Source organism: Actinomadura xylanilytica, assembly GCF_030283145.1.
In the GTDB taxonomy this organism is placed as follows: domain Bacteria; phylum Actinomycetota; class Actinomycetes; order Streptosporangiales; family Streptosporangiaceae; genus Spirillospora; species Spirillospora xylanilytica.
Map to the genome: position 1 here is coordinate 890,376 of NZ_JASNWE010000001.1, position 23,405 is coordinate 913,780.

The 23,405-nt window shown below is 72.6% G+C and carries 20 protein-coding genes and 1 pseudogene; 10 read left to right on the plus strand and 11 right to left on the minus strand.

Features of this window, described 5'->3' with window-relative positions:
* Positions 1-92: 92 nt before the first annotated feature.
* The 3 genes from QP090_RS04215 to ppdK form a co-directional block, all read right to left on the minus strand.
* Positions 93-1,367 carry a deoxyguanosinetriphosphate triphosphohydrolase gene (locus QP090_RS04215; RefSeq protein ID WP_285937113.1) on the minus strand — a complete coding sequence of 425 codons (1,275 nt, stop codon included), beginning with the start codon at positions 1,365-1,367 and terminating at the stop codon, positions 93-95.
* A gap of 97 nt (positions 1,368-1,464) precedes the next feature.
* A complete protein-coding gene (locus QP090_RS04220) occupies positions 1,465-2,256 on the minus strand; it encodes a YdcF family protein (protein WP_285937114.1) in 792 nt (263 codons plus the stop codon).
* A gap of 175 nt (positions 2,257-2,431) precedes the next feature.
* The gene (ppdK, locus tag QP090_RS04225; protein ID WP_285937115.1) at positions 2,432-5,122 is read right to left on the minus strand and encodes a pyruvate, phosphate dikinase; all 2,691 of its coding nucleotides are present in this window, start codon (positions 5,120-5,122) and stop codon (positions 2,432-2,434) included.
* A gap of 299 nt (positions 5,123-5,421) precedes the next feature.
* Between ppdK and QP090_RS04230 the strand changes: the two genes are divergently transcribed.
* Positions 5,422-7,308 carry a glycoside hydrolase family 15 protein gene (locus tag QP090_RS04230; protein WP_285937116.1) on the plus strand — a complete coding sequence of 629 codons (1,887 nt, stop codon included), beginning with the start codon at positions 5,422-5,424 and terminating at the stop codon, positions 7,306-7,308.
* 117 nt (positions 7,309-7,425) lie between these two features.
* Positions 7,426-8,571 (plus strand): DUF4190 domain-containing protein, encoded by a 1,146-nt coding sequence (locus tag QP090_RS04235; protein ID WP_285937117.1) that lies wholly within the window; start codon positions 7,426-7,428, stop codon positions 8,569-8,571.
* 58 nt (positions 8,572-8,629) lie between these two features.
* Here the strand turns inward: QP090_RS04235 and secD are convergent, their stop codons facing one another.
* The 5 genes from secD to QP090_RS04260 all read right to left on the minus strand — a co-directional run bounded on the left by secD (position 8,630) and on the right by QP090_RS04260 (position 15,060).
* Positions 8,630-10,906, minus strand: coding sequence for a protein translocase subunit SecD (gene secD / locus QP090_RS04240; RefSeq protein WP_285937118.1), 2,277 nt, complete (start codon positions 10,904-10,906; stop codon positions 8,630-8,632).
* 116 nt (positions 10,907-11,022) lie between these two features.
* A complete protein-coding gene (locus tag QP090_RS04245) occupies positions 11,023-11,448 on the minus strand; it encodes a hypothetical protein (RefSeq protein ID WP_285937120.1) in 426 nt (141 codons plus the stop codon).
* A gap of 187 nt (positions 11,449-11,635) precedes the next feature.
* On the minus strand, positions 11,636-13,024 hold the full coding sequence (locus tag QP090_RS04250; protein WP_285937122.1) for a glycine--tRNA ligase: 1,389 nt from the start codon (positions 13,022-13,024) through the stop codon (positions 11,636-11,638).
* A gap of 269 nt (positions 13,025-13,293) precedes the next feature.
* Complete coding sequence (locus tag QP090_RS04255; protein WP_285937123.1) at positions 13,294-14,589, minus strand: DUF1906 domain-containing protein; 1,296 nt, start codon at positions 14,587-14,589, stop codon at positions 13,294-13,296.
* 186 nt (positions 14,590-14,775) lie between these two features.
* A complete protein-coding gene (locus QP090_RS04260; protein ID WP_285937124.1) occupies positions 14,776-15,060 on the minus strand; it encodes an antibiotic biosynthesis monooxygenase family protein in 285 nt (94 codons plus the stop codon).
* A 28-nt stretch (positions 15,061-15,088) separates the two neighbouring features.
* Here QP090_RS04260 and QP090_RS04265 point away from each other — a divergent pair, with 28 nt between their 5' ends.
* From QP090_RS04265 to QP090_RS04290, 6 genes are all read left to right on the plus strand, one after another.
* Positions 15,089-15,391 carry a DUF6703 family protein gene (locus QP090_RS04265; protein ID WP_285937125.1) on the plus strand — a complete coding sequence of 101 codons (303 nt, stop codon included), beginning with the start codon at positions 15,089-15,091 and terminating at the stop codon, positions 15,389-15,391.
* A gap of 32 nt (positions 15,392-15,423) precedes the next feature.
* On the plus strand, positions 15,424-16,353 hold the full coding sequence (locus QP090_RS04270) for a metal ABC transporter substrate-binding protein (RefSeq protein ID WP_285937126.1): 930 nt from the start codon (positions 15,424-15,426) through the stop codon (positions 16,351-16,353).
* Positions 16,350-17,072: a metal ABC transporter ATP-binding protein gene (locus QP090_RS04275; protein WP_285937127.1), complete on the plus strand. Its 723-nt coding sequence runs from the start codon at positions 16,350-16,352 to the stop codon at positions 17,070-17,072. Before QP090_RS04270 ends, QP090_RS04275 begins: the two co-directional genes overlap by 4 nt.
* Positions 17,069-17,935, plus strand: a complete 867-nt coding sequence (locus QP090_RS04280; RefSeq protein ID WP_285937128.1) for a metal ABC transporter permease — start codon at positions 17,069-17,071, stop codon at positions 17,933-17,935. Before QP090_RS04275 ends, QP090_RS04280 begins: the two co-directional genes overlap by 4 nt.
* Positions 17,932-18,309, plus strand: a complete 378-nt coding sequence (locus tag QP090_RS04285) for a Fur family transcriptional regulator (protein WP_285937129.1) — start codon at positions 17,932-17,934, stop codon at positions 18,307-18,309. Before QP090_RS04280 ends, QP090_RS04285 begins: the two co-directional genes overlap by 4 nt.
* Positions 18,310-18,410: 101 nt before the next feature.
* The gene (locus QP090_RS04290; protein ID WP_285937130.1) at positions 18,411-18,836 is read left to right on the plus strand and encodes an OsmC family protein; all 426 of its coding nucleotides are present in this window, start codon (positions 18,411-18,413) and stop codon (positions 18,834-18,836) included.
* On the opposite strand, the gene QP090_RS04295 is transcribed toward QP090_RS04290, so the two are convergent.
* From QP090_RS04295 to recO, 3 genes and pseudogenes are all read right to left on the minus strand, one after another.
* A complete protein-coding gene (locus tag QP090_RS04295; RefSeq protein WP_285937131.1) occupies positions 18,833-19,618 on the minus strand; it encodes a TauD/TfdA dioxygenase family protein in 786 nt (261 codons plus the stop codon). The genes QP090_RS04290 and QP090_RS04295 overlap by 4 nt on opposite strands.
* 79 nt (positions 19,619-19,697) lie before the next feature.
* Positions 19,698-20,495 (minus strand): isoprenyl transferase, encoded by a 798-nt coding sequence (locus QP090_RS04300; RefSeq protein WP_285937132.1) that lies wholly within the window; start codon positions 20,493-20,495, stop codon positions 19,698-19,700.
* 224 nt (positions 20,496-20,719) lie between these two features.
* A pseudogene (gene recO, locus QP090_RS04305) lies at positions 20,720-21,445 on the minus strand (DNA repair protein RecO); the annotation flags it as partial.
* Between the two features lie 223 nt (positions 21,446-21,668).
* Between recO and QP090_RS04310 the strand changes: the two are divergent.
* Positions 21,669-22,670, plus strand: a complete 1,002-nt coding sequence (locus tag QP090_RS04310; RefSeq protein WP_329520003.1) for a M4 family metallopeptidase — start codon at positions 21,669-21,671, stop codon at positions 22,668-22,670.
* Positions 22,671-23,000: 330 nt separating this feature from the next.
* Complete coding sequence (locus QP090_RS04315; protein ID WP_285937134.1) at positions 23,001-23,255, plus strand: protealysin inhibitor emfourin; 255 nt, start codon at positions 23,001-23,003, stop codon at positions 23,253-23,255.
* Positions 23,256-23,405 lie beyond the last annotated feature (150 nt).

The following is a 23,405-nucleotide window of genomic DNA, read 5'->3' on the forward strand; positions in this document are numbered from 1 at the left end:
GCGCCGGGGCATCGGCCGGAGCCGCCCTGACATTGGGACGATCTGGCGCGATATGCCCCGCTCATCCGCGGCGATCACCGGCGGACGGCGGATCAGCCGCTCAGGATCCGGTGCCGGGTGATCGCCGAGAGGTCGGTGAGCGAGGCGATCTGGTCGACGACGGCGCGGAGGCGGGCGGCGTCGTCGGCGGCGTCGATGTAGGCGGCGCGGAACCCCGGGTCGAGGGTGCCGGGCGCGCCGGCGCTCATCAGCTCGGCCAGCTCGACGATCAGCTCCCGCTGCCGGGCCCTGATCTCCTCGTGGCTGATCCACACGTAGTGCGCCGTGATCCCCTTGAGCAACGCGCACTCCAGCCGCTGCGCGCGCGGGACGATCAGCTCGGCCGCGTACCGGGTGAGCGGGCTGTCGCCGTACGCCGCGCGGGTGGCGTGCTCGGCGGCCATGCAGAACCGGCCGATCAGCGTGCTGGTGAGGTTCTTGAGCGCCGCCAGCGTGCGCGGCGTCCCGTCGTAGCGGTCGGGCCAGTACGGCTCGGCCAGCAGCGTGGTGAACCGCTCCTCCAGCTCGGCCGGGTCGGCGTCGGCGCAGTAGAGCTTGATCGCGGTGGTGGCGACGACGCGGCGCTCGGCCGGGTCGGTGAGCCGGGCGAAGTCGATGTGCCCGGCGACGAGCGCGTCCTCGAGGTCGTGCACGGAGTAGGCGACGTCGTCGCTCCAGTCCATCACCTGCGCCTCGAAGCACCTCCGGCCGGACGGCACGTCCTCACGGGCCCACAGCGCCGCGTCGGTGTCGTCGTCGTAGACGCCGAACGGGCCGCCCCCGCTCGCGCCGGAAGCGCGGGTCCGGGACGCGCCCTTGTGCCAGGGGTACTTCATCACGCCGTCCAGGGCGGCGCGGGTGAGGTTGAGGCCGACGCTGCGGCCGTAGAGGGGCGGCCCGGCGGGGGCGAACGACTTGGGTTCGAGCCGGGTGAGGACGCGCAGGCTCTGCGCGTTGCCCTCGAACCCGCCGCAGTCCTGGGCGACCACGTCCAGCGCCGCCTCACCGTTGTGCCCGAACGGCGGGTGGCCGATGTCGTGCGCCAGGCAGGCCGTCTCCACCAGGTCGGGGTCGCAGCCGAGGGCCTTGCCGAGCTCCCGCCCGACCTGCGCGCACTCCAGCGAGTGCGTCAGCCTGGTGCGCAGGCTCTGCACGTTGTCGGCGGCGGCGTCCGCGCCGGGCGAGGCGACCTGGGTCTTGGCCGCCAGGCGGCGCAGTGCGGCGCTGTGCAGCACCCGGGCCCGGTCGCGTTCGAAGGCGGTGCGGTCGCGGCGCTTGGCGGGCTCGGGAGCCCAGCGCTCCCGGTCGTGGTCGGTGTAGTCGGTCATCGTGCCCCAGCGTATGCGGGACGCGGGCCCTCCCGATGGCGCGCGGGCGTACGGACGGCGGCGACCGCGCGGACCGGACCGGGGGGTGCTGCGGGAATCACCGCCGGCCCGTGGCGGTCGGTGTGGTCTTGATGGTCTCGCTGGGCACCTGCACGCTCTTGCCGAACAGGACGTACGACAGGTAGCCGCCGGTCTCGCGGACGATGTAGTTCAGCTGGGTGTCGCGGGTCTGCACGCTCGGGCCGCTGCGGGTCGGGGAGGCGGCGGCTTCGATGCCGTTGTCCGAGGCCATCCGCTTGGAGCGCAGGCCGTGCCACGGGTCGGTGACGATGACGGCGGACGTCCAGTGCAGGCTCGCGAACCGCTTCCCGGTGGCCTTCATGCTCTCCAGCGTGTCGCGCCCCTCGGGGACGGCGACCACCTTGGCGGCCGGCACCCCGCCCTTCTTGACCAGCCACCGCCGGCCGGCCTCGGCCTCGGTGAAGTTGTCGCCGGGCGCCCGGCCCCCGACGGTGACGATGGCGGGGGCGACGCCCTTGCGGTAGAGGTCCAGGGCGTGTTGGAGCCGCCACTGGAGGGTCGGCGAGGGCACGCCGTTGTACTGCGCGGCGCCCAGCACGATGATCGCGTCCGACCGCGGCCGCTCGTCCTGCCGCGCCTGGTACCAGATCCGGCCGCCCACCGCGAGCGGGGTCAGCACGCAGACGGCGACCAGCCCGAGCAGCACGCAGACCGTGATCACGAACCAGCGCGGCCGGGGCGGGCGGCGCCGCCCGCGGGGGCGGTCGCCGCCCCCGTCCCCCGTCGGCCCGTCCGGTTCGTCCAGTTCGGCCGATCCGTCCGGCCTGTCCGGTTCGAAGTCGGGCACTTCTACTTCCAGTGTCGTCATCGCGGTCGTCACGCTAGTAAGACGGCCGGAGGCACGCCCGCGGTTCTCGATTCCGGCGTGTCGCGCGACACGTCCGGTGCCGCGCAGCGCTCGGCGCTCCGGGACCCTGAGTCTATTCAAGGCCCCGGAGCGCCCGGGGTTCCGCGGACGGCACGGCGCGCCGTGGCCGGGCGGATCAGCGGCTGTCGCTGCCCGCCGACTCGATCGCCGCGCGCCCCGCCTCCAGCCGCGCGATCGGGACGCGGAACGGCGAGCAGGACACGTAGTCGAGACCGACCTCGTGGCAGAAGTGCACCGAGTCCGGGTCACCGCCGTGCTCACCGCAGATGCCGAGCTTGATCCCCGGCCGGGTCGCGCGGCCCTCCTGCACGGCGATGCGGATCAGCCGGCCGACCCCCTCCCGGTCGAGCGTCTCGAACGGGGAGGCGCCGAAGATCCCCAGCTCCAGGTAGCGGGAGAAGAACGCCGCCTCGACGTCGTCGCGGGAGAAGCCCCAGGTGGTCTGGGTGAGGTCGTTGGTGCCGAAGGAGAAGAACTCGGCGGCCTCGGCGATCTGCCCCGCGGTCAGCGCGGCCCGGGGCAGCTCGATCATGGTGCCGATCAGCGCCGGGACGTCGATCCCGGTGTCCTCCCGCACCCGCTCCAGGACCGCCAGCGCGTCCTCGCGGACGGCCTCCAGCTCCTGGACCGCGCCGACCAGCGGAATCATGATCTCGGGACGCGGGTCGCCGCCGGCCGCGTACCGGGCGGCGGCGGCCTCGGCGATCGCCCGCACCTGCATGGAGAAAAGTCCGGGAATCACCAAACCCAGACGCACTCCCCTGAGTCCGAGCATAGGGTTCTGCTCGTGCAGTCGGTGGACGGCTTCGAGCAGCCTCCGGTCCTGGGGCTCGGCGCCGTCACCGGCGAGGGCCACCTTGACCGAGAGCTCAGTCAGGTCAGGGAGGAACTCGTGCAGCGGGGGGTCGATGAGCCGGATGGTGACCGGCGTCCCGTCCATCGCGGCGAAGATGCCCTCGAAGTCCTGCCGCTGGAGCGGCGCGAGGGCGTCCAGCGCGGCCTGCCGCTCGTCGCCGTCCTCGGCCAGGATGAGCTTCTCGACCAGTTGCCGCCGATCGCCGAGGAACATGTGCTCGGTGCGGCACAGCCCGATGCCCCGGGCGCCGAAGCGCCGGGCGCGCGCGGCGTCGTCGGCGTTGTCGGCGTTCGCGCGGACCGCCAGCCGGGCCCGGGAGTCGGCGTGGGCCATCAGCCGGTGCACGGCCTGGACGAGTTCGCCGCCGTCCGCCGGGGCCAGCTCGCCCTCGAAGTAGCGGACGACCGGGGAGTCCTCGACCGGGACCTCGCCGAGGAAGACCTCGCCGGACGATCCGTCGATCGAGATGACCTCGCCCTCCTCGACGACCACGCCGCCGGGCGCGGTGAACCGGCCCGCCTTGACGTCGACGTCGAGCTCCTCGGCGCCGCAGACGCAGGTCTTGCCCATGCCGCGGGCCACGACGGCGGCGTGCGAGGTCTTGCCGCCGCGCGAGGTGAGCACGCCCTGCGCGGCGACCATGCCGGACAGGTCGTCGGGGTTGGTCTCGCGGCGGACCAGGATGACGTGCTCGCCCCGCGCGGCGAGCTCGACGGCCCGCGGAGAGGTGAACACGACCTTGCCGACGGCGGCGCCCGGCGAGGCGTTCATGCCCTTGCCGAGCCGCTGGACGCCGTCCAGCCGGGAGGCGTCGAAGCGGGGGAACATGAGCTGCGCGAGCTGCCCGCCGGTGACCCGGTCCACGGCCTCGTCCGCGCCGATCAGGCCCTGGTCGAGAAGCTGGCAGGCGATCCGGAACGCGGCGGCGGCGGTCCGCTTGCCGACCCGGGTCTGGAGCATCCACAGCCGGCCGCGCTCGATCGTGAACTCGATGTCGCACATGTCGAGGTAGTGGTTCTCCAGCGTCTCCATGATCTGGAGCAGCCGGTCGTAGGAGTCCTTGTCGATGCGTTCCAGGTCGGTCAGCGCGACGACGTTGCGGATGCCGGCGACGACGTCCTCACCCTGGGCGTTCTGGAGGTAGTCGCCGTAAACGCCCTGCTGCCCGCTCGCGGGGTCGCGGGTGAACGCGACGCCGGTGCCCGAGTCCATGCCGAGGTTGCCGAAGACCATCGCGCACACGTTGACGGCGGTGCCGAGGTCGACCGGGATGCGCTCCTGGCGGCGGTAGAGCACCGCGCGGTCGGCGTTCCAGGAGTCGAACACGGCCTTGGTCGCCAGGTCCATCTGCTCGCGCGGGTCGGTCGGGAAGTCGCGGCCGGTGCGCTCGCGGACGATCTCCTTGAACCGCGCGACGAGAGCCCGGAAGTCGGCCGCGTCCAGGCCGCCGTCGTCCGCGACGCCGCGCGCGGCCTTGGCGGCCTCGATCGCGTCCTCGAACAGCTCCCCGTCGATGTCCAGCACGGTCTTGCCGAACATCTGGATGAGGCGGCGGTAGGAGTCCCACGCGAACCGCTCGTCACCCGCCTGCGCGGCCAGGCCGTGCACCGATGCGTCGTTGAGCCCGATGTTGAGGACGGTCTCCATCATCCCGGGCATGCTGAACTTGGCGCCGGAGCGCACGCTGACCAGCAGCGGGTCGTCGGGCTGCCCGAGGCGCTTGCCCATCGCCGCCTCCAGGCCGGCCAGGTGGGCGTCCACCTCGCCGGCGAGCCCTTCGGGCAGTGTCCCGTGTTCGAGGTAGTGCCTACAGCTCTCCGTCGTGATCGTGAACCCAGGAGGCACCGGGAGGCCGAGGTTGGTCATCTCGGCCAGGTTGGCGCCCTTGCCACCCAGCAGATCCTTGAGGTCCTTGTTTCCCTCAGTGAAGTCGTACACGAACTTCGGCACGGGGAGCTCCTTCTCGCTCCGGTTCCACCCGACGACAGGGCCGGCGGGGCCCCGCCGGTCGAGCGCCACGCCGCGCTCCACCGGGCGTTAAGGGCCCGATGCCCTGTTCGCGGGGACTGTACCCGCGGTGGCGGCCCTCGTTCGACGCCCGTCCTGCAACGGTACGTCGTTGCAGGTCAATGCCGGTCTAGTGGTCTATTCCACTAGCCGCGTTCCAGCCGTGTCGCCGGGGAAACACCGTTGTCATATGGCGTACCCATTGCGTTGGGAAGGGAATGATGGATCAAGGAGGTGAGGCTGTGAGGCCCAAGGTCGCCGGTGGCCGGGCGGGTGACCCGTTCGCCCCTATCGCCGATTTCGGTTTCCTGTCGGACTGCGAGACGACCGCGCTGGTCGCGCCGAGCGGGAACATCGAGTGGATGTGCCTGCCGAAGATGGACTCGCCCAGCGTGTTCGGCTCGATCCTCGACCGGGACGCCGGGTACTTCCGGGTCGGCCCGGCGGGGGTCGAGGTGCCCGCCGCGCAGCGGTACATCCCGGGCACGATGGTGATGGAGACCACCTGGTGGGTGCACGGGGGCTGGCTGGTGGTCACCGACGCGCTGCTCATGGGGCCCTGGCACCATGAGACCGAGCGCTCGCACACGCACCGCCGCGCGCCCACCGACTACGACGCCGACCACGTGCTGCTGCGCATGGTCCGGTGCGTGAACGGCCAGGCGCAGGTGCGGCTCGACTGCATGCCGGTGTTCGACTACGGCCAGACCCCGGCCCGCTGGGAGCACACCGGCACCGGGTACCACGAGGCCGTCGCGCGCGGGAACGGGATCAACCTGCGGCTCTCCACCGACATGAACGTCGGCTTCGAGGGTTCGCTGGCCACCTCCCGCACCCTGCTCAAGCAGGGCGACGCGCGCTTCGTCGCGCTGTCGTGGAGCGAGCACGCGCCGCCCGAGGTCTACGAGGAGGCGCAGGAACGGCTCGTCTGGACGGTGCACCACTGGCAGCACTGGCTCGACCGGGGCAAGTTCCCCGACCACCCGTGGCGGAGCCATCTCCAGCGCAGCGCCCTGACCTTGAAGGGGCTGACGTTCGGCCCGTCCGGGGCGGTGGCCGCCGCGGCGACCACCTCGCTGCCCGAGACACCGGGCGGCGACCGCAACTGGGACTACCGCTACACCTGGATCCGCGACTCCACCATGGCGCTGTGGGCCTTCTACACCCTCGGGTACGACTGGGAGGCCAACGACTTCTTCTACTTCATCACCGACGTCGCCGAGGCCGCCGAGGGCAAGCTCCAGATCATGTACGGGCTGGACGGCCGGGAGGAGCTGCCCGAGTTCACCCTCGACCACCTCAGCGGCTACGACAACGCCCGCCCGGTGCGCATCGGCAACGAGGCGTACATGCAGGCCCAGCACGACGTGTGGGGCGCGATCATCGGCTCGGTCTACCTGTTCGTGCGCAAGCGCGACCGGCTCGACGACCGGCTCTGGAAGATCGTGGTCAAGCAGGTCGACGACGCCGTCGCGAACTGGAAGACGCCCGACTGCGGCATGTGGGAGGTGCGCGGCGCGCCGCAGCACTTCACCTCCTCCAAGGTGTTCTGCTGGGTGGCCGCCGAGCGCGGCGCCCGGCTGGCCCGGATCCGCGGCGACGACGAGCGGGCCCTGCGCTGGCAGCAGGCGGCCGACGAGATCCACGCCGACGTGCTGGCCAACGCGCTCGACGACCGGGGCGTGTTCACCGCGCACTACGGCGCCGACTCGCTGGACGCCTCCTCGCTGCTGATCCCGCTGCTCGGGTTCCTGCCCGCCGACGACAAGCGGGTCCGCGAGACCGTCCTGGCGATCGCCGACGAGCTGTCGGAGGACGACCTGGTGCTGCGGTACCGGGCCACCGAGACCGACGACGGGTTCGAGTCCGAGGAGGGCACGTTCACGATCTGCTCGTTCTGGCTGGTCAGCGCGCTGGTGATGATCGGTGAGCTGGAGCGGGCGCGAGCCCTGTGCGAGAAGCTCCTCTCCTACGCCAGCCCGTTGCAGCTCTACGCCGAGGAGATCGACCCGCACACCGGCCGGCACCTGGGCAACTTCCCGCAGGCGTTCACCCACCTCGCCCTGATCAACGCGGTCATGCAGGTGATCCGCGCCGAGAACGAGGAGAGCCAGCCGCCCCTGGCCTGACCCCTGTCCACCCCAATCGGGGGGCCGCCGAACGCCGGCGGTCCCCCGATCCGCATTCGTGATCACGACTTGGCCACGACCAGGCCAGACGTGCGGTTTGTGGCTAATGTCGCGCTTGTGACCGTGCCACCGAACGCTGATAACCTCCCGGCGTCATCCTCCACCCCGGACTGGGCCGCCCCGGACGCCCCGTCCACCCCGGATCCCCCGTCCGCACCGCCCGCACCGCCCGCGCAGGACGGGCCGCCGCACGCCGGACCGCCCGTCCCGCCGCACGCCGTGCAGGACGCGGCGGCGCGCACGAACCGGTTCGCGATCGTGGCGCTGGTCACCGCGATCATCGGCGGGACGGTCATCGCGATCGGATTCGGCATCGCGGCACTGGTCCAGATCGGCCGCCGCGGCGAGCGCGGGAAGGGCCTGGCGATCGGCGGGATCGTGGCCGGCACGGTCTGGCTGCCGCTCGTCGTGGCGGGCCTCGCCCTCGTCGCCTACGATTCGGCCCGCAATATGGACCGGAACGGGTCCGGCGACATCACCAAGAGCGGCCAGACGCTCATCGGCATGCTCAAGGTCGGCGACTGCTTCGACGGCTCCGGCAAGAAGAGCGACCGCGTGGTGACGGCCCGGCCCTGCGATGAGCGGCACCACGGGGAGATCGTCGCGAAGACGCGGCTGCCGGACGGCCCGTTCCCCGGCGAACAGCGGGTGTTCACCGACGCCGGGGCCGCATGCGACAAGGTCATCGGCGACGGCCTCGCCAAGAGCCGGTACGCCGACGACCTGGTCCTCTCCACCATCGCCCCCACCGGCAACCTCTGGAAGCGGGGCGAACGGGGCGTGACCTGCGCGATGCGCTACTCCGGCGAGGAGAACCTCACCTCCCGGCTCGCGGGCACCGTCGATCCCGACCTGAGGACGTGGCCGGAGGTGCAGGTGGGCGACTGCATGAGGAACTGGGATTCCAACAACTCCGTGACCATCCGCATCATGTCCTGCACCAAGCCGCACAAGCACCAAGTGGTCGGCGTGCACCGCTTCCCCGCCGGTACCTGGCCGGGAGTCCAGGAGGTCAGGAAGAAGGCCTCGGCCGATTGCGTGCGCCGTCAGGCGGCGGCGTTCGACTCGCACCCGTCGCCGGTTCCGGTCGAGTTGCTGGTCGCGCCGCCGACCAAGCGCGGATGGTCCTTCGGCTACCGCCTGGCGTTCTGCCTCGTCGAGGGAACGAGCGGGCCCCTGAAGCGCTCGGTCCTGCCCGACTGACCCTCGTCCCGCCTCCCGTTCAGGGGGGCCGCCGGGCTCCGGCGGCCCCCCTGAACGGTCAGACGACGGCGCCCGAGTCGCCGGGTTGGCGGCGGGCTGCGGGACGGCGGGACGTCTTCGGCGTCGGCGCGGGCGCCTTGGTGAAACGCTCGAAGACGATCGCCAGCGGGGTGGCGGTGAAGATGCTCGAGTAGGTGCCGACGACGATGCCGATCAGCAGCGCGAGCGCGAAGTCGGTCAGCGAGTCGCCGCCGAGCAGGGCGAGCGCGGCCAGGATGAAGAGCGCGCCCATCCCGGTGTTGATGGTCCGCGGGACCGTTTGCAGCGCGCCGAGGTTGGCGAGGTCGGCGAAGCGGTCCTTGGGGCGGGCGCCCCACAGCTCCCGGATCCGGTCGAACACCACCACCGAGTCGTTCACCGAGTAGCCGATCACGGTGAGCAGCGCGGCCAGGAAGACCCCGTCGATCGGCTTGCCGAGCCAGGCGAACGTCCCGGCGACGATCACCACGTCGTGGAACATGGCGAGCACCGAGCCCAGCCCGAACGTCCAGCGGAACCGGATCGCCAGGTAGGCCAGCTGCGCCAGCAGCGCGACGCCGAGCGCGATGAGCGCCTTGGTCCGCAGCTCCGCGCCGAGGCTGGGGCCGATCAGCTCGTCCCGCTGCTTGACCGCCTGCCCGCCCTTCGCCGCGAGGGCCTCCTGGACCCGCTTCTCCTCCGCGTTGTCGAGCTTCTCGGTCCGCACGGCGATGCCGTCCTTGCCGGACGTCTGGACGACGGCGCGCGGGAACCCGGCGCCGGAGACGGCGGCGCGGGCGGTGTCGATGTCCACGTGGCGGCTCGTGGAGTACTCGACCAGGCGCCCCCCGGTGAACTCCACGCCCCAGTTCAGCCCGCGCGCGAAGATCCCGGTGACGGCGAGCACGACGGCCAGCCCGGAGATCGCCAGCCAGAGCCGGCTCCGTCCCATCAGGTCGGGACGGCGGCGTTCCAGCCGGTCGCGGACGCGGCCGGTGGAGCCCAGACCGGTCAGGCCGGGGCGGCGGGCGACGGCGCGGCGGCCGAGGGCCGACTCGGTGAGGACGCGGCTCAGCAGCATCGCCGACACCAGCGAGCCGAGCACGCCGATCGACAGCGTGACGCCGAAGCCCTTCACCGGCCCGGACGCCAGGAAGAAGAGCAGCCCGGCGGCGAGCAGGGTGGTGATGTTGGAGTCGGCGATCGCCGACCAGGCGCGGGTGAAGCCGGTGCTCAGCGCCGACCGCAGGCCGCGCCGGGGCGCCGCCGCGTACTCCTCCCTGGCCCGTTCGAACGCCAGCACGTTCGCGTCGATCGCCATCCCGATGGCCAGCACGAACCCGGCGAGCCCCGGCAGCGTCAGCGTCGCGCCGATCGCGACCAGCGCCGCGTAGGAGATCAGCGCGTAGCAGGCCAGCGCGATCGCGGCCAGGGCGCCGACGAGCCGGTAGACGGCGATGATGAACAGCCCGGTCAGCGCCACGCCGATCAGCGCGGCCTGCGCGCTGGCCTGGATCGCGGCGTCGCCGAGGGTGGGCCCGACGACCCGCTGCTCGATGGTCTTCACCGGGACGGGCAGCGAGCCGCCCTCCACCAGGGCGGCCAGGTCCTTGGCCTCCTCGGCGCCGAAGTCCCCGGTGATCTGGGTGGACCCGCCGGTGATGCCGACGCCGCAGCCGACCTGCTCGGTGACCTGCGGCGAGGAGATCACCTTGCCGTCCAGCACGATCGCGACGCGACGCTCGTCGCCCACCGCGCAGGCGCTCTTGGCGGTGAGCGCCTCCCACGTCCGGCCGCCGTCCCCGCGGAAGCCGATGTCGACCGCCCAGCCGCTCAGGTTCTGCGGGTCGAACGAGGCAGCGGCCGAGCCGATGCCGTCGCCGGTCAGGGCGGCCGGGCCGAGCATGATCGGCCGTCCCCGCTCGTCCGGCAGGACCCGCTCGCCCGCGCCCGGCGGGGCCTGCGCGCTCGCCCGGACGGGGTGCGCGGTGAGCTGGGCGGTCCTGCCGATCACGGCGGCGGCGCGGGCCGGGTCCTGGACGTCGGGCAGCTCGACGATGATCCGCCGGTCCCCGGACCGGGTGATCGACGACTCGGCGACGCCCAGCGCGTCGATCCGGCGGTGCAGCACCTCCTTGGCGCGGTCGGTGGACGCGCGGCCGGCCTTGACCGACGGCGAGTCCTGCGTCTCCAGCACGATCTGGGTGCCGCCGCGCAGGTCGAGGCCGAGGCGGGCGGGTTCGGACAGGGCGAAGTACAGCGATGCGGCGAGCACGGCGAACGCCAGTACCGCCCGCACCACATTGGCGCGAGACAAGGGGAGACCTCCACACGGGGCCCGGCGCCGCCGTCCGCGCACGCGGGACGGGCGGCACCGCGGCCACCGGCGTCCGGGGCCCGCGCGGACCCCGGACGCCGATCGGACAGGAACCGTCAGATCAGTGCGGGAAGGGGCGGCGCGCGTCCCCGGGGCGCGCCCGGCAGGGCGGCCACAAACGGCTCGGCGGCCATCGCGCGGCGGACGGCCCGTCCGGACGGCGGGCGCACGTCGACGCCGGCGGGCGGGGCGGCGACGGCCGGGGCCGGGACGGACGCCCCGGACACCTGCCGCACGACGGCCGCGACCGCCGCTTCGGTACGCGTGGCCGGACTCGACCGGGGGGCCGTCCGGCTGCGGCCGGGCGCGTTCGGCCCGGCCGTCTGGACGGCCGCCTGGGCGGCGCCTTGACCGGGCCCCGCGGGGACGGCCGCGCCGGCCGGGACGGCCACGAAACCGAGCAGGCCCAGCGCGATGACCAGCAGCCGGGCCAGCCGTCCGCGCTCGTCGCGGGGCAGGGGTGATCGCCGGGGGTCGCGCACGCGCAGCCTCCTGTCGGCGATCGGTCGGTCCCTCGTCACCGTAGCCCATGACGGCGACCGGCCTCACAAGCCGATTCCGCCGCGTCCCGTCAAGGCCGGAAGACGAGGAAGGGCCGTCCCTCCCGAACGGCTGGGAGGGACGGCCCGCACGGCGTCCTGCGGCGGCCGGCCCCCGGCCGGCCGCCGGTCAGCAGCCGATGAGCTGCGCGGCGAGGAACGACTCGACCTGGCTGAGCGAGATGCGCTCCTGGCTCATCGTGTCGCGCTCCCGGACGGTCACCGCGTCGTCCTCAAGGGTGTCGAAGTCGACGGTGACGCAGAAGGGGGTGCCGATCTCGTCCTGGCGGCGGTAGCGGCGGCCGATCGCGCCCGCGTCGTCGAAGTCGACGTTCCAGTTCTTGCGCAGCAGGGCCGCCAGGTCGCGGGCCTTCGGCGACAGGTCGGAGTTGCGCGACAGCGGCAGCACCGCGATCTTGACCGGGGCGAGCCGCCGGTCGAGCCGCATGACCGTGCGCTTCTCCAGCTTGCCCTTGGCGTTGGGCGCCTCGTCCTCGGCGTAGGCGTCCATCATGAACGTCAGTGTGCAGCGGTCGACGCCCGCCGCGGGCTCGATCACGTACGGGACGAACCGGTCGCCCGATTCCTGGTCGAAATACGACAGGTCGGTGCCGGACGCCTTGCCGTGCGTGGTCAGGTCGTAATCGGTGCGGTTGGCGATACCCTCCAGCTCGCCCCACTCGCTGCCGACGAAGTCGAAGCGGTACTCCACATCGACGGTGCGCTTGGAGTAGTGCGACAGCTTGTCGGCCGGGTGCTCGAACAGCCGCAGGTTCTCCTTGCGGATGCCGAGGTCGACGTACCACTGCATGCGCTCGTCGATCCAGTACTGGTGCCATTCCTCGTCGCTGCCGGGCTTGACGAAGAACTCCATCTCCATCTGCTCGAACTCGCGGGTCCGGAAGATGAAGTTGCCGGGCGTGATCTCGTTGCGGAACGACTTGCCCACCTGCCCGATGCCGAACGGCACCTTGCGGCGGGCCGACTGCTGCACGTTGAGGTAGTTGATGAAGATGCCCTGCGCGGTCTCCGGCCGCAGGTAGGCCAGCCCCGACTCGTCCTCGATCGGGCCGAGGTAGGTCTTGAGCAGCCCGTTGAACATCTTCGGCTCGGTGAAGGAGCCCTTCACCCCGCAGTTGGGGCAGCTCAGGTCGGCCAGGCCGGCGGCCGGCGGGCGGCCGTGCTTGGCCTCGTAGGCCTCTTCGAGGTGGTCGGCGCGGAACCGCTTGTGGCACGACTGGCACTCGGTGAGCGGGTCGACGAACGCGTTGACGTGCCCGCTGGCCTCCCAGACCTCCCGCGCGAGGATCACGCAGGAGTCGAGGCCCACGACGTCGTCGCGGCCCTGCACCATGGACTTCCACCACTGGCGCTTGACGTTGTTCTTCAGCTCGACGCCGAGCGGGCCATAATCCCAGGAGGCGCGCAGTCCGCCGTAGATCTCACTCGACGGGTAGACCAGACCCCGCCGCTTGGCGAGGTTGACGATCGTGTCCAACACGTCGGAACGGCGTGCCATGAGCATTCTCCATCCGGCTGGCAGTCGGCGGGACGATATCGGACGCCCCATCGCCGCGGAAACGGCGAGCGGGTTCCGCCACGAAGGCGGCGGACTCGGCCCTTGCCGGAGACGGCGGGCCGAGGCGAGTGCGATTCCCCTGTGTGGTGCCGTGGAACGCGGTCTTTCCCCGGCGCTCCAGAGCATTCCCCAGCTTAGAGCACCCGAACGGCCTCTCGGACGCGGACATGGCGAACATACGGCCCGTCTGGGATTTCCCAGGCGGACGTTCAATAGACCCGCCCGTCGACCGCGTTGCTGTCGACGTTGAGGGTGACGCCGCCGTGCTTCTCCTTGTGCCCGCCGCGGTACTGCTTGATACGACGGTGCGGCGGCCACCATTCGTCCGGCAGGTCGGGGGTGTCGTAGACGGCGGTGTCTCCGTCCCAGTGGGCGAACCAGATCGCCGTGGGCTTGGTGATACCGCGCGCCTTGCCCAGATCGCGGATTCCTGAGGACAGGCTGCTGTAAACGCCGGGGACGTACCGTGCGGCCTTCAGCTTCGTCGTCCAGGAGTCCAGAAAGCTCATGACAGCCTCACTGCACGCGTCGTCGCCGGTGTCATACCCCTCGATGTCGAAGTAGAGGGGTTGGCGGCGCGGTATGCCGAGCGCGCGGGCGCGCCGGACGGCGTCCTCGGCCGCGTCCGCCCCCTCCGCCGCGGCGTTCGCGGCGGTGATACGGCTCTTGTACTTGCTGCACGGCGCCTGGAGGCCGACGTAGGTGGGGATCAGCCGGTAACCCATGCGCCGGACGGTCCGCACCCACGCGCGCGTGAGGTTGGGCTGGGCGCAGCCGCGGGCCGCGCCGCCGATGTAGATATTGGCGATCCCGTAGGCGCGCCGCCAAGCCTTCATCGTCGAGACGGCCGGGGCCGCGCAGATGTCGAAGCCCTCCCCGGAGGCCCAGTTCGGCAGCGGCGCCTCCTGCCCGGACTTCGGCTCCGCGTCCGGCGCGTCCCCTGCGCTCCCTGAGGTCGTAGGCTCGGGGGCCTCCGTGGGATCCGAGGTGGGCACGGGCTCGTCCGGCCAGGTGGTGGTGAGGCGGGTGGCGCGAAGCGTCCGCTGGAGCGCCGCCGGATCCGTCCCGTACGTACCGGTGATCGTGACGCCCGCCTCGGGCAGGGCCAGCCGCTCCTCATGCGCGCCGGTGGCCTGGACGGTGTGCCGCGCGAGCCGGTCGGCGCGGACCGCGCCCGTGCGCTTGGCGGACGCTCCGCCGAGGGGCTCGATCCAGAGCGCCTCGGTGCCGCCGATCACCCGGGCCGGGCAGTCGGGGCGCGGGCCCGGACCGCCGAGGTAGATCGCGTGCCGGTCGAAGCGGACGCAGCGGTCCGGGTCGCGGTCCAGGCGGTGCACCTCCCAGCCCGCGGGGACCGGAACGCGCACCCCCCGGTACGCGACGGTCCCGGTCAGCGGGGCGGACGGCCGGGCCGCGGGCCCCGGGGCGGACGGCCGGAAGCCGGCGACGAGCGGTACGGCCGCCGCCGTCCCGAGCAGTCCGATGAGCAGGGCGCCATAACGCATACAACTCCCCCGGTTCGCCGCGTCCCAGGGGGCGGGTCGTTACCCCGCCGACCGCGCGACGTGATGATCACGATGCGGCAGTGATCACCGGCGCGGCCGGGGGCGAAACCGGGGACGGCGGCTTATTGGCCGCCGGTTGCCCTACGTTGACCCGGCGGGGCCGCCCGGCGACGCCGGAGGCGGTGCTCAGTGGGAGGCGACGATCTCGTAGGCGCCGGGCTCGTCCACCGCCATGACGGCGAGCGGCATGAAGCGGACGCGCACCTCGTAGGCGCCGAGCGCGCGGCGGTAGAAGCCCGCCCCGTCCCATTCGGTCACCAGCGCCCACAGCCCGGGGTCGTCGATGGTGCGGGCGAGCCGGCCGGACCGGTATCCCTGGCTTCCGGACAGCGTCTCCAGCACCGCGCCCATCTGCTCGGCGAAGCCGTCGGACTCTTCGGCGGGCACGCGGTACCGGGTAATCGCGATCATCGGTCCATCCTGGCGTACGTTAAGACGGATGGAGACTCAGGACACCTCGGGGATGCGGTCGATGGTGGAGCGGTGGAGCGCCAAACCGGTGCTCTACCTGCACGGGCTGCCGCGCGGGGTGCTGCTCGCGGTGGTCTTCGCGCTGCTGCTGGCGGGGGTGGCCGGGTCCGGCTGGGTGGGCGCGGCCGGGCTGCTGGCGCTGCTGGTGGGGCTGGGCTGGTTCGCCTACCTCAACTGGCCCGCGCTCGACCGGCCCGGCCGGCTGCTGCGGGTCGCGGCGCTGGTGGCCCTAGCGGCGGGCGTGGTCGGTCACGTTATCGACCGATTTTGACAATCATTTTCATCTTCATTCATACTTGGCTGGTGTTCACCTCCCGTACGCCGTTCCGCGTCCTCCCGCTGACCGCGCTGGCCCTCACCGGTCTCGCCGGGCTGACCGCCTGCGGCGGCGGCGCGGCCTCGGACGGCAGGACCCAGGTCGTCGCCTCGTTCTACCCCGTCGCCTGGCTGGCCGAGCGGATCGGCGGCCCCGAGACCTCGGTGCAGACCCTCACCAAGCCCGGTGCCGAGCCGCACGACCTGGAGCTGACGCCACGGCAGGTCGGCGCCGTCGGCAAGGCCGACCTCGCGGTGTACGTCAAGGGCGTGCAGCCCGCCGTGGACCAGGCGGTGGGCAAGCACGCCAAGGACGGCTCGCTCGACGCGGCGAGCGTGGTCACGACGCTGCCCGCCGTGTCCGGCGGCGAGGAGGAGCACGACCACGAGCACGACGTCGACTACGACCCGCATATCTGGCTCGACCCGAGCCGGATGGCCACCGTCGCCACCGCCCTCGGCGGCAGGCTCGCCGCGGCCGACTCCGCGCACGCCGACGGCTACAAGAGCCGCGCCGCGGCGGTGGCCGCCGAACTCACCGCGCTCGACCGGAGCTTCAAGGACGGGCTGAGGTCCTGCAAGCGCACGTCGATCGTCACCGCGCACGCCGCGTTCGGGTACCTGGCCGAGCGGTACGGGCTGCGGCAGATCCCGATCGCCGGAGTGGACCCGTCCGCCGAGCCGTCGCCCAAGCGGCTCGCCGAGCTGACCGGGCGGATCGGGTCGGCGGGCGCGACCACGGTGTTCACCGAGACGCTGGTCAGCCCGAAGGTCGCCGAGACGCTCGCCAAGGAGGCCCGGGTGAGGACCGCGGTCCTGGACCCCGCCGAGGGCGTCGGGCCGGGCTCTCCGGACGACTACTTGTCGATCATGAAGAGGAACCTCGAGACGCTGCGGCCCGCGCTGGAGTGCTCATGACGACGGCGGCGGCCGGGACGGCGCCGTTCGAGATGACCGGCGGCCGGGTGCGGCGCGACGGCCGCGAGGTGCTGGACGGCATCGACCTGCGGGTCGGCCCCGGCGACCTGCTCGCCGTGATGGGCCCCAACGGCGCCGGCAAGTCCACCCTGGTGAAGGCGCTGCTCGGGCTGGTCCCGCTGTCGGCCGGCCGGACCGAGATCTACGGCTCGGCGCCCGCCCGGTTCCGCGACTGGAAGCGCGTCGGGTACGTCCCGCAGCGGCTGCCGATGGGCGGCGGGGTGCCCTCGACCGTCCGGGAGGTCGTGTCGTCCGGGCGCGTCGCGCGGCAGTCCCGCTGGCGTCCCACCTCCGCCGCCGACCGCGCCGCCGTCGACCGCGCCCTGGAGGCCGTCGGCCTGGCCGGACGCGCGCGCGACTCGGCGCACCTGCTGTCGGGCGGCCAGCAGCAGCGGGTGCTGATCGCCCGCGCGCTGGCGGGCGAGCCGGACGTGTTCGTGCTGGACGAGCCCACCGCGGGCGTCGACGCGGCCAGCCAGGCGGCCCTCGCCGGGACGCTGCGCGAGCTGGCGGCGGCCGGGCGCACGGTGGTCCTGGTCGCGCACGAGCTCGGCCCGCTGGAGCCGCTCATCACCCGCACCCTCGTCCTCGAGCACGGCCGCGCCGTCCGCGCGGACCACACCGGCCGGACGGCCCGGACGACGGGACAGAGCGCATGATCGAGATGTTCCAGTACGACTTCATGCGCGTCGCCCTGGTCATGGCGGTGCTCATCGGGCTGACCGCCCCGGCGGTCGGCACGTTCATCGTCCAGCGCAAGCTCTCGCTGCTCGGCGACGGCATCGGCCACATCGCGCTGACCGGCATCGGGCTCGGCCTGCTCACCGGCTCCTCCCCCGTCCTCGGCGCGCTGGTGGTCTCGGTGCTCGGCGCGGTGGCGATCGAGGTGCTGCGCAGCCGCAGCCGCAGCGGCGCCGACGTCGTGCTGGCCCTGCTGTTCTACGGCGGGCTGGCCGGCGGCGTGATCCTGACCGGCGCGGAGGGCGGCGGGACCAGCCTCCAGTCGTACCTGTTCGGGTCGATCAGCAGCGTGTCGGCCACCGACCTGTACGTGGTGGCCGGGCTGGCGGTCGTGGTGCTCGGCATCGTGACGCTGTTCGGCCGCGAGCTGTTCCTGCTGTGCCAGGACGAGGAGGTGGCGCGCGCGGCGGGCCTGCCGACCCGGTTCCTGAGCATCCTGATCGCCGCCACCGCCGCGATCACCGTGGTGATCGCGATGCGCGCGATCGGGTTGCTGCTGGTCAGCGCGCTGATGGTGGTGCCGGTCGCGGCGGCGCAGCAGCTCACCCGGGGGTTCAGGAGCACGATGCTGCTGGCCATGGGCATCGGTGTACTGTCGGCGGTATCGGGGCTGGCGGGCTCCTTCCAGTACGATCTCCCCCCGGGCCCCTCGATCGTGCTGCTGGCGCTCGCGGTGTTCGTCGCGGCGGCGGTGGGGGGCACGGTGGTGCGGCGCAGGCGCGCCGCCCCGGCCGCGGCACGGTCGGGTGTGGAAGCCGAGGCGGAGGTGCTTGGGGGATGACGACGACCCGCCGGAACGCGGTGCGGCAGGTGCTGGCCGACTGCGAGGGCTTCCGCAGCGCGCAGGACATCTTCGCCGACCTCCGCGCCGACGGCTCCAAGATCGGCCTCACCACCGTCTACCGGGCGCTCCAGGCGCTCAGCGACTCCGGCGAGGTCGACGTGCTGCGCACCGACGACGGCGAGGCCGTCTACCGCGCCTGCCGCACCGAGGAGCACCACCACCACCTGGTCTGCCGCGACTGCGGCCGGACCGTCGAGGTCGAGGGCCCGGCGGTCGAGCGCTGGGCCGAGGCGATCGGCGCCGAGTACGGCTTCGTGAACATCACCCACACCGTCGAGGTCTTCGGCACCTGCGCCGCCTGCGCCGCCTGACCGCCCCGCCGTCCACCTCTCCGCCGTCCGGCCGCGCGCCGCCGCCGCGCCGGGCGACCGGGGCCGCGCGGGCGGAACCGCGATGGGGGACAATCACCGTCATGGCAACGACACGCACCGCAAACGCGCATTGGGAAGGGCCGCTGATGGGCGGCCAGGGCACGGTCGCGCTCGATTCCTCGAAGATCGGCACGTTCGAGGTGAACTGGCCGTCGCGGGCCGAGGAGCCGAACGGGAAGACCAGCCCCGAGGAGCTCATCGCGGCGGCCCACTCCACCTGCTACTCGATGGCGCTCTCGCACGGCCTGGCCGGTGCCGGCACGCCGCCGGAGAAGGTCGACACCAAGGCCGAGGTCACCTTCCAGCCCGGCGAGGGCATCACCGGAATCCACCTGACGGTCCGCGCCAGCGTGCCGGGGCTGTCCGCGGGCGACTTCGAGAAGGCCGCGCAGGACGCCAAGGCCGGCTGCCCGGTCAGCAAGGCGCTGGCCGGCACCACGATCACGCTCGACGCGGCGCTGGTCTAGCCGCCCGCCGCCGGTGGACGGGCCGCGCCGGACCGTCCGTCCACCGGCACCGGCACCGGCACGTCGCCGCCGACGGCGACCCGCCACAGCAGCCGCGGCCGGCCGCCGAAGTCCTGCACCACGCGGTGCTGCGTCGCCCGGTTGTCGCAGACGGCCACGTCACCGGGCGCCCAGCGCCACCGGACGGTGTTCTCCAGCCGGGTGACGTGCTCCTGGAACAGCCTGATGAGGGCCCCGGAGTCGGCCCGGCTGCTCAGGCCCACGATCGAACGGGCGAAGCCGCCGAGCAGGATCGCCCGCTCCCCCGTCTCGGGATGCACCCGGACGAGGGGGTGCTCGGCCCGCGCGTCCCCGTGCCCGTGCAGCACCCAGAGCCGGTCGGCCAGTTCCCGCAGCTCGGCGGGCAGGTCCTCGTACGCCGCGGCGGTGTTGGCCCACACGGTGTCGCCGCCGTGCCGCGGCACCTCGATCGCGCGCATCAGCATCGCCTTGGGCGGACGCTCGGCGAACGTGCCGTCGGTGTGCCACGCGTCGGCGCGGCCGTCGCCGCAGCACGCGGCGGGCTCGCCGAGGCGCCGCGCGAACCGCGCCTGGCCCGCGGCGTCGAGGTGGTGCTGATCGCGGAAGAAGAGCACCCGGTGGCGGAGCAGTGCCCGGCCGAGCTCCGCCACCACCCGCTCGGGCAGGTCGCCCGACAGCCGGACGCGGGTGACCACGGCGCCGATCCGGCCCGCGACCGGGCTGACCTCAGGGCGGACTGGCTCCAGGACCTGGTGCGGCATGGCAACGAACGTACGCAGGCCGGACCCCTAATGCAACTAATCAAGTAGGGAATGCCGAGTAAGTGGCGCCGCGGGAAGGTCAGCCGGCGGGCGCTGGCTCGACCGGGTTGGGCACCGCCCCGCCGTACCGCCGGTCGCGGGAGGCGTAGAGCTCGCAGGCGTGCCACAGGTGCCGCCGGTCGAAGTCGGGCCACAGCGTGTCGAGGAAGACCATCTCGGCGTACGCCGACTGCCACAGCAGGAAGTTGGAGGTCCGCTGCTCCCCCGACGAGCGCAGGAACAGGTCGACGTCGGGGATCCCGGGCTCGTACAGGTAGCGGGCGAACACCTTCTCGGTGATCTTGTCCGGGTTGAGCCGCCCGTCCCGCACGTCCCGGGAGATGGCCGCGGCGGCGTCGGCGATCTCGGCGCGGCCACCGTAGTTCACGCAGAACTGCAAGGTGAGCACGTCGTTGTCACGCGTCATCTCCTCGGCGGTCTCCAGCTCGCTGATGACGCTGCGCCAGAGCCTGGGCCGCCGTCCCGCCCACCGCACCCGCACGCCCATCGCGTTCAGCTGGTCGCGGCGGCGCCGGATCACGTCGCGGTTGAAGCCCATCAGGAAGCGCACCTCCTCGGGCGAGCGCCGCCAGTTCTCGGTGGAGAAGGCGTACGCCGACAGGTACGGGACGCCGAGCTCGATCGCCCCCATGATCACGTCGAAGAGGGAGTCCTCCCCCCGCTTGTGCCCCTCGGTGCGCGGGAGCCCGTGCCCCTTGGCCCACCGGCCGTTGCCGTCCATGACGATGGCCACGTGCCGGGGCACCAGGTCGGTGGGGATCGCCGGCGGACGGGCGCCGTCCCTGTGCGGATCCGGAGGCGATACGGCCCTTCTCACACTCTCTCCCTGTCGATCGTGTCGTCACTGTCGCCCGGACCGGCGCGGTATCCCGCCCCGTCCGGGTGGCCCCGATCACCGGGGTACCCCTGATCGTCCGGGTAACCGGGATCGTCCGGGTAGCCCGGGTCGTCCGGGTAGCCCGGGTAGCCCGGGTCGTTCGGAAGGTCCCCTCCAGGCGCGGGGGCGCGGGCGGGGGCGACGACCCTGGGGCGGTCGCCCTCGCGCTCCACATGCCTGAGGGACCTGATGCCGTGCTCCAGATGCCATTGCAGGTAGGCGGCGACGAGGCCGCTGCACTCCACCCGGTGGCGCGGGTCGCTCCCGTCGGCGTACTCCCAGTCGCCGCGCAGCAGCGCCAGCATCAGCGCGAACGTCGGCGGGGCGGGCGTGGCCGCCCCCGGCTGCCGGCACCGGGCGCACACCGCGCCGCCCGACGCGATGGCGAATCCGCGCAGCCCGCCGCGAGTCCCGCAGCGGCAGCACTCGTCGAGCGCGGGCGCCCAGCCCGCGACCGACAGCGACCGCAGCAGGTAGGCGTCCAGCACCAGGCGAGGGTCGTGCCCCCGCTCGGCCAGGGTGCGCAGCCCGCCCACCAGCAGCAGGAACTGGCGGAGCGCCGGCTCCCCCTCCTCGCTGGTGAGCTTCTCGGCGGTCTCCAGCATCGCCGTGCCCGAGGTGTAGCGGGGATAGTCGGTGACCAGGTGCTCCCCGTACGGCCTGAGGGTCTCGGCCTGCGTGATCAGGTCGAGCGAGCGCCGCTCGTACAGCTGGAGGTCGACATGGGTGAACGGCTCCAGCCGCGCCCCGAACCGGGACTTGGTCTTGCGGACCCCCTTGGCCGCCGCGCGGATCCGGCCGCCGCGGCGGGTCAGCACCGTGACGATGCGGTCGGCCTCGCCCAGCTTCTGGGTGCGGAGGACGACGCCTTCGTCGCGGTAAAGGGTCACCCGCCCATTCTGGCGCACCCGGGGCGGTGCCTTGATCCTCGGACGGGCACCCGCACCGGATCTGCACACGATCCGCACCCCACCGGAGCCTCCGCAACCGGGAACAGAACGCCTATTACGGTCAGTGACCGGAATCGGACGCACCGGTACCGGCAAAGCTGTGGTTTGGATCACATGAAACTGGCAGCGTTGCCCTATGAGATGCGCAATCGTGCCCCCGCATATGCTCGAGCGAATCGCCCGCGACGCCGGCGACGCCGCCCTCCGCGCCCGAGCCCGCCGCACCCTCGTCCTCAGCGCCGCCCAGGCCACCGAGCGCAGAACGCTCATGGTCACCACGCCCGCGCCCAACGAGGACTTCATCCCCGACCGGACCATCCACGACGCCGAGCGACAGGAGCGCCTGCCCGGCAAGACCGTCCGCAGTGAGGGCGGCGCGACCACCGGCGACAAGGGCGTCGACCAGGCCTACGACTGGCTCGGCGCGACCTTCGACTTCTTCGAGGCCGCGTACCGGCGCAACTCCATCGACGGCGCCGGGCTGCCGATGGTCTCCACCGTCCACTACGGCCGCGACTACGACAACGCCTTCTGGAACGGCGAGCAGATGGTCTACGGCGACGGCGACGGCGAGGTGTTCACCGCGTTCACCGGCCCGCTCGACGTCACCGGCCACGAGCTGACCCACGGGATCACCCAGTACAGCGCCGATCTGGCCTACCAGGGCCAGTCCGGGGCGCTCAACGAGTCGCTCTCCGACGTCTTCGGCTCGCTGATCAAGCAGTGGCACGCGAAGCAGACCGCCGACACGGCCGACTGGCTGATCGCCGAGGGCCTGCTCGCCGAGGGCGTGCACGGCGTCGCCCTGCGGTCCATGAAGGCCCCGGGCACCGCCTACGACGACCCCCGCCTGGGCAAGGACCCCCAGCCCGCCCACATGGACAAGTACGTCCAGACCAGCGGCGACAACGGCGGAGTCCACATCAACTCCGGCATCCCCAACCACGCCTTCTACCTGGCCGCGACCGCGATCGGCGGCAACGCCTGGGAGAAGGCGGGCCGGGTCTGGTACGAGACCCTCACCGGCGGCTCGCTCTCGAAGAACATCGAGTTCACCGCCTTCGCGACCGCGACCGTCAAGACCGCCACCCGCATCTACGGCGCGAAGGGCACCGAGACGAGCGCGGTCCGCGAAGCCTGGGCGGGGGTGGGCCTCAAAGCCTGACCCGGCCCCGGAAGCCCGCCCCGCCGGAGAATGAGTGACACAGTGGCCAGACCGGAGCGGCGCGGCATCCGGCCCGACGACGAAGAAAGGCGACGCCATTCGGCGCCTCGGAGGCGGACCGCCTCCGAGGCGTGGTGGCGATGGGACCCGATGGCGGAGAGGGAAGGCGACGCCTCATGCGATGTAGGCGACATCCTGAGGGCGAGCGGGGAACACTGAGTGAGCCGACGCGGTGCCCTCGGGCGCCGGGAGGCGAGCGGGAACACGGCCCGGGGGCGGGCGGGAACACTTTGGCGCCGGTTGGGCGCCCCGAAGGTGAGCGGGTACAGAGTGAGGGTGACAGTGGTCCGCAGCGGCGGGTTCGCTGGGATCGAGAAGCGGGGCGAGTGCGACAGCACCAGCGATCCGGTGCTGGCCAGGCTCGTCGATCGGGTGGACCTGGGGTCGGTGCCTCCGCCCGGACGCATCCCCGACCAGTTCCTCTATCGGATCGACATCGACGGCAGTGAGACCGCCGTGGGTGAGGCCCAGCTCAACGGGCCGTTGCGGGAGCTCGTGCATTACGTGCTCGGCCGGGCTCGCTGAGGCCCCGCGGCCGAGATCGAGGTCCCGGCCGCGGGGCGGGATCAGAGGAGCCGGGCGGAGCCGTCGGACGGGAGCGTGGCCGCGCCCACGTCGGGGCTGTTCCGGTTGACGCGCGAAGGCCCCGGCCGTGAGGTCGTCACGGCCGGGGCC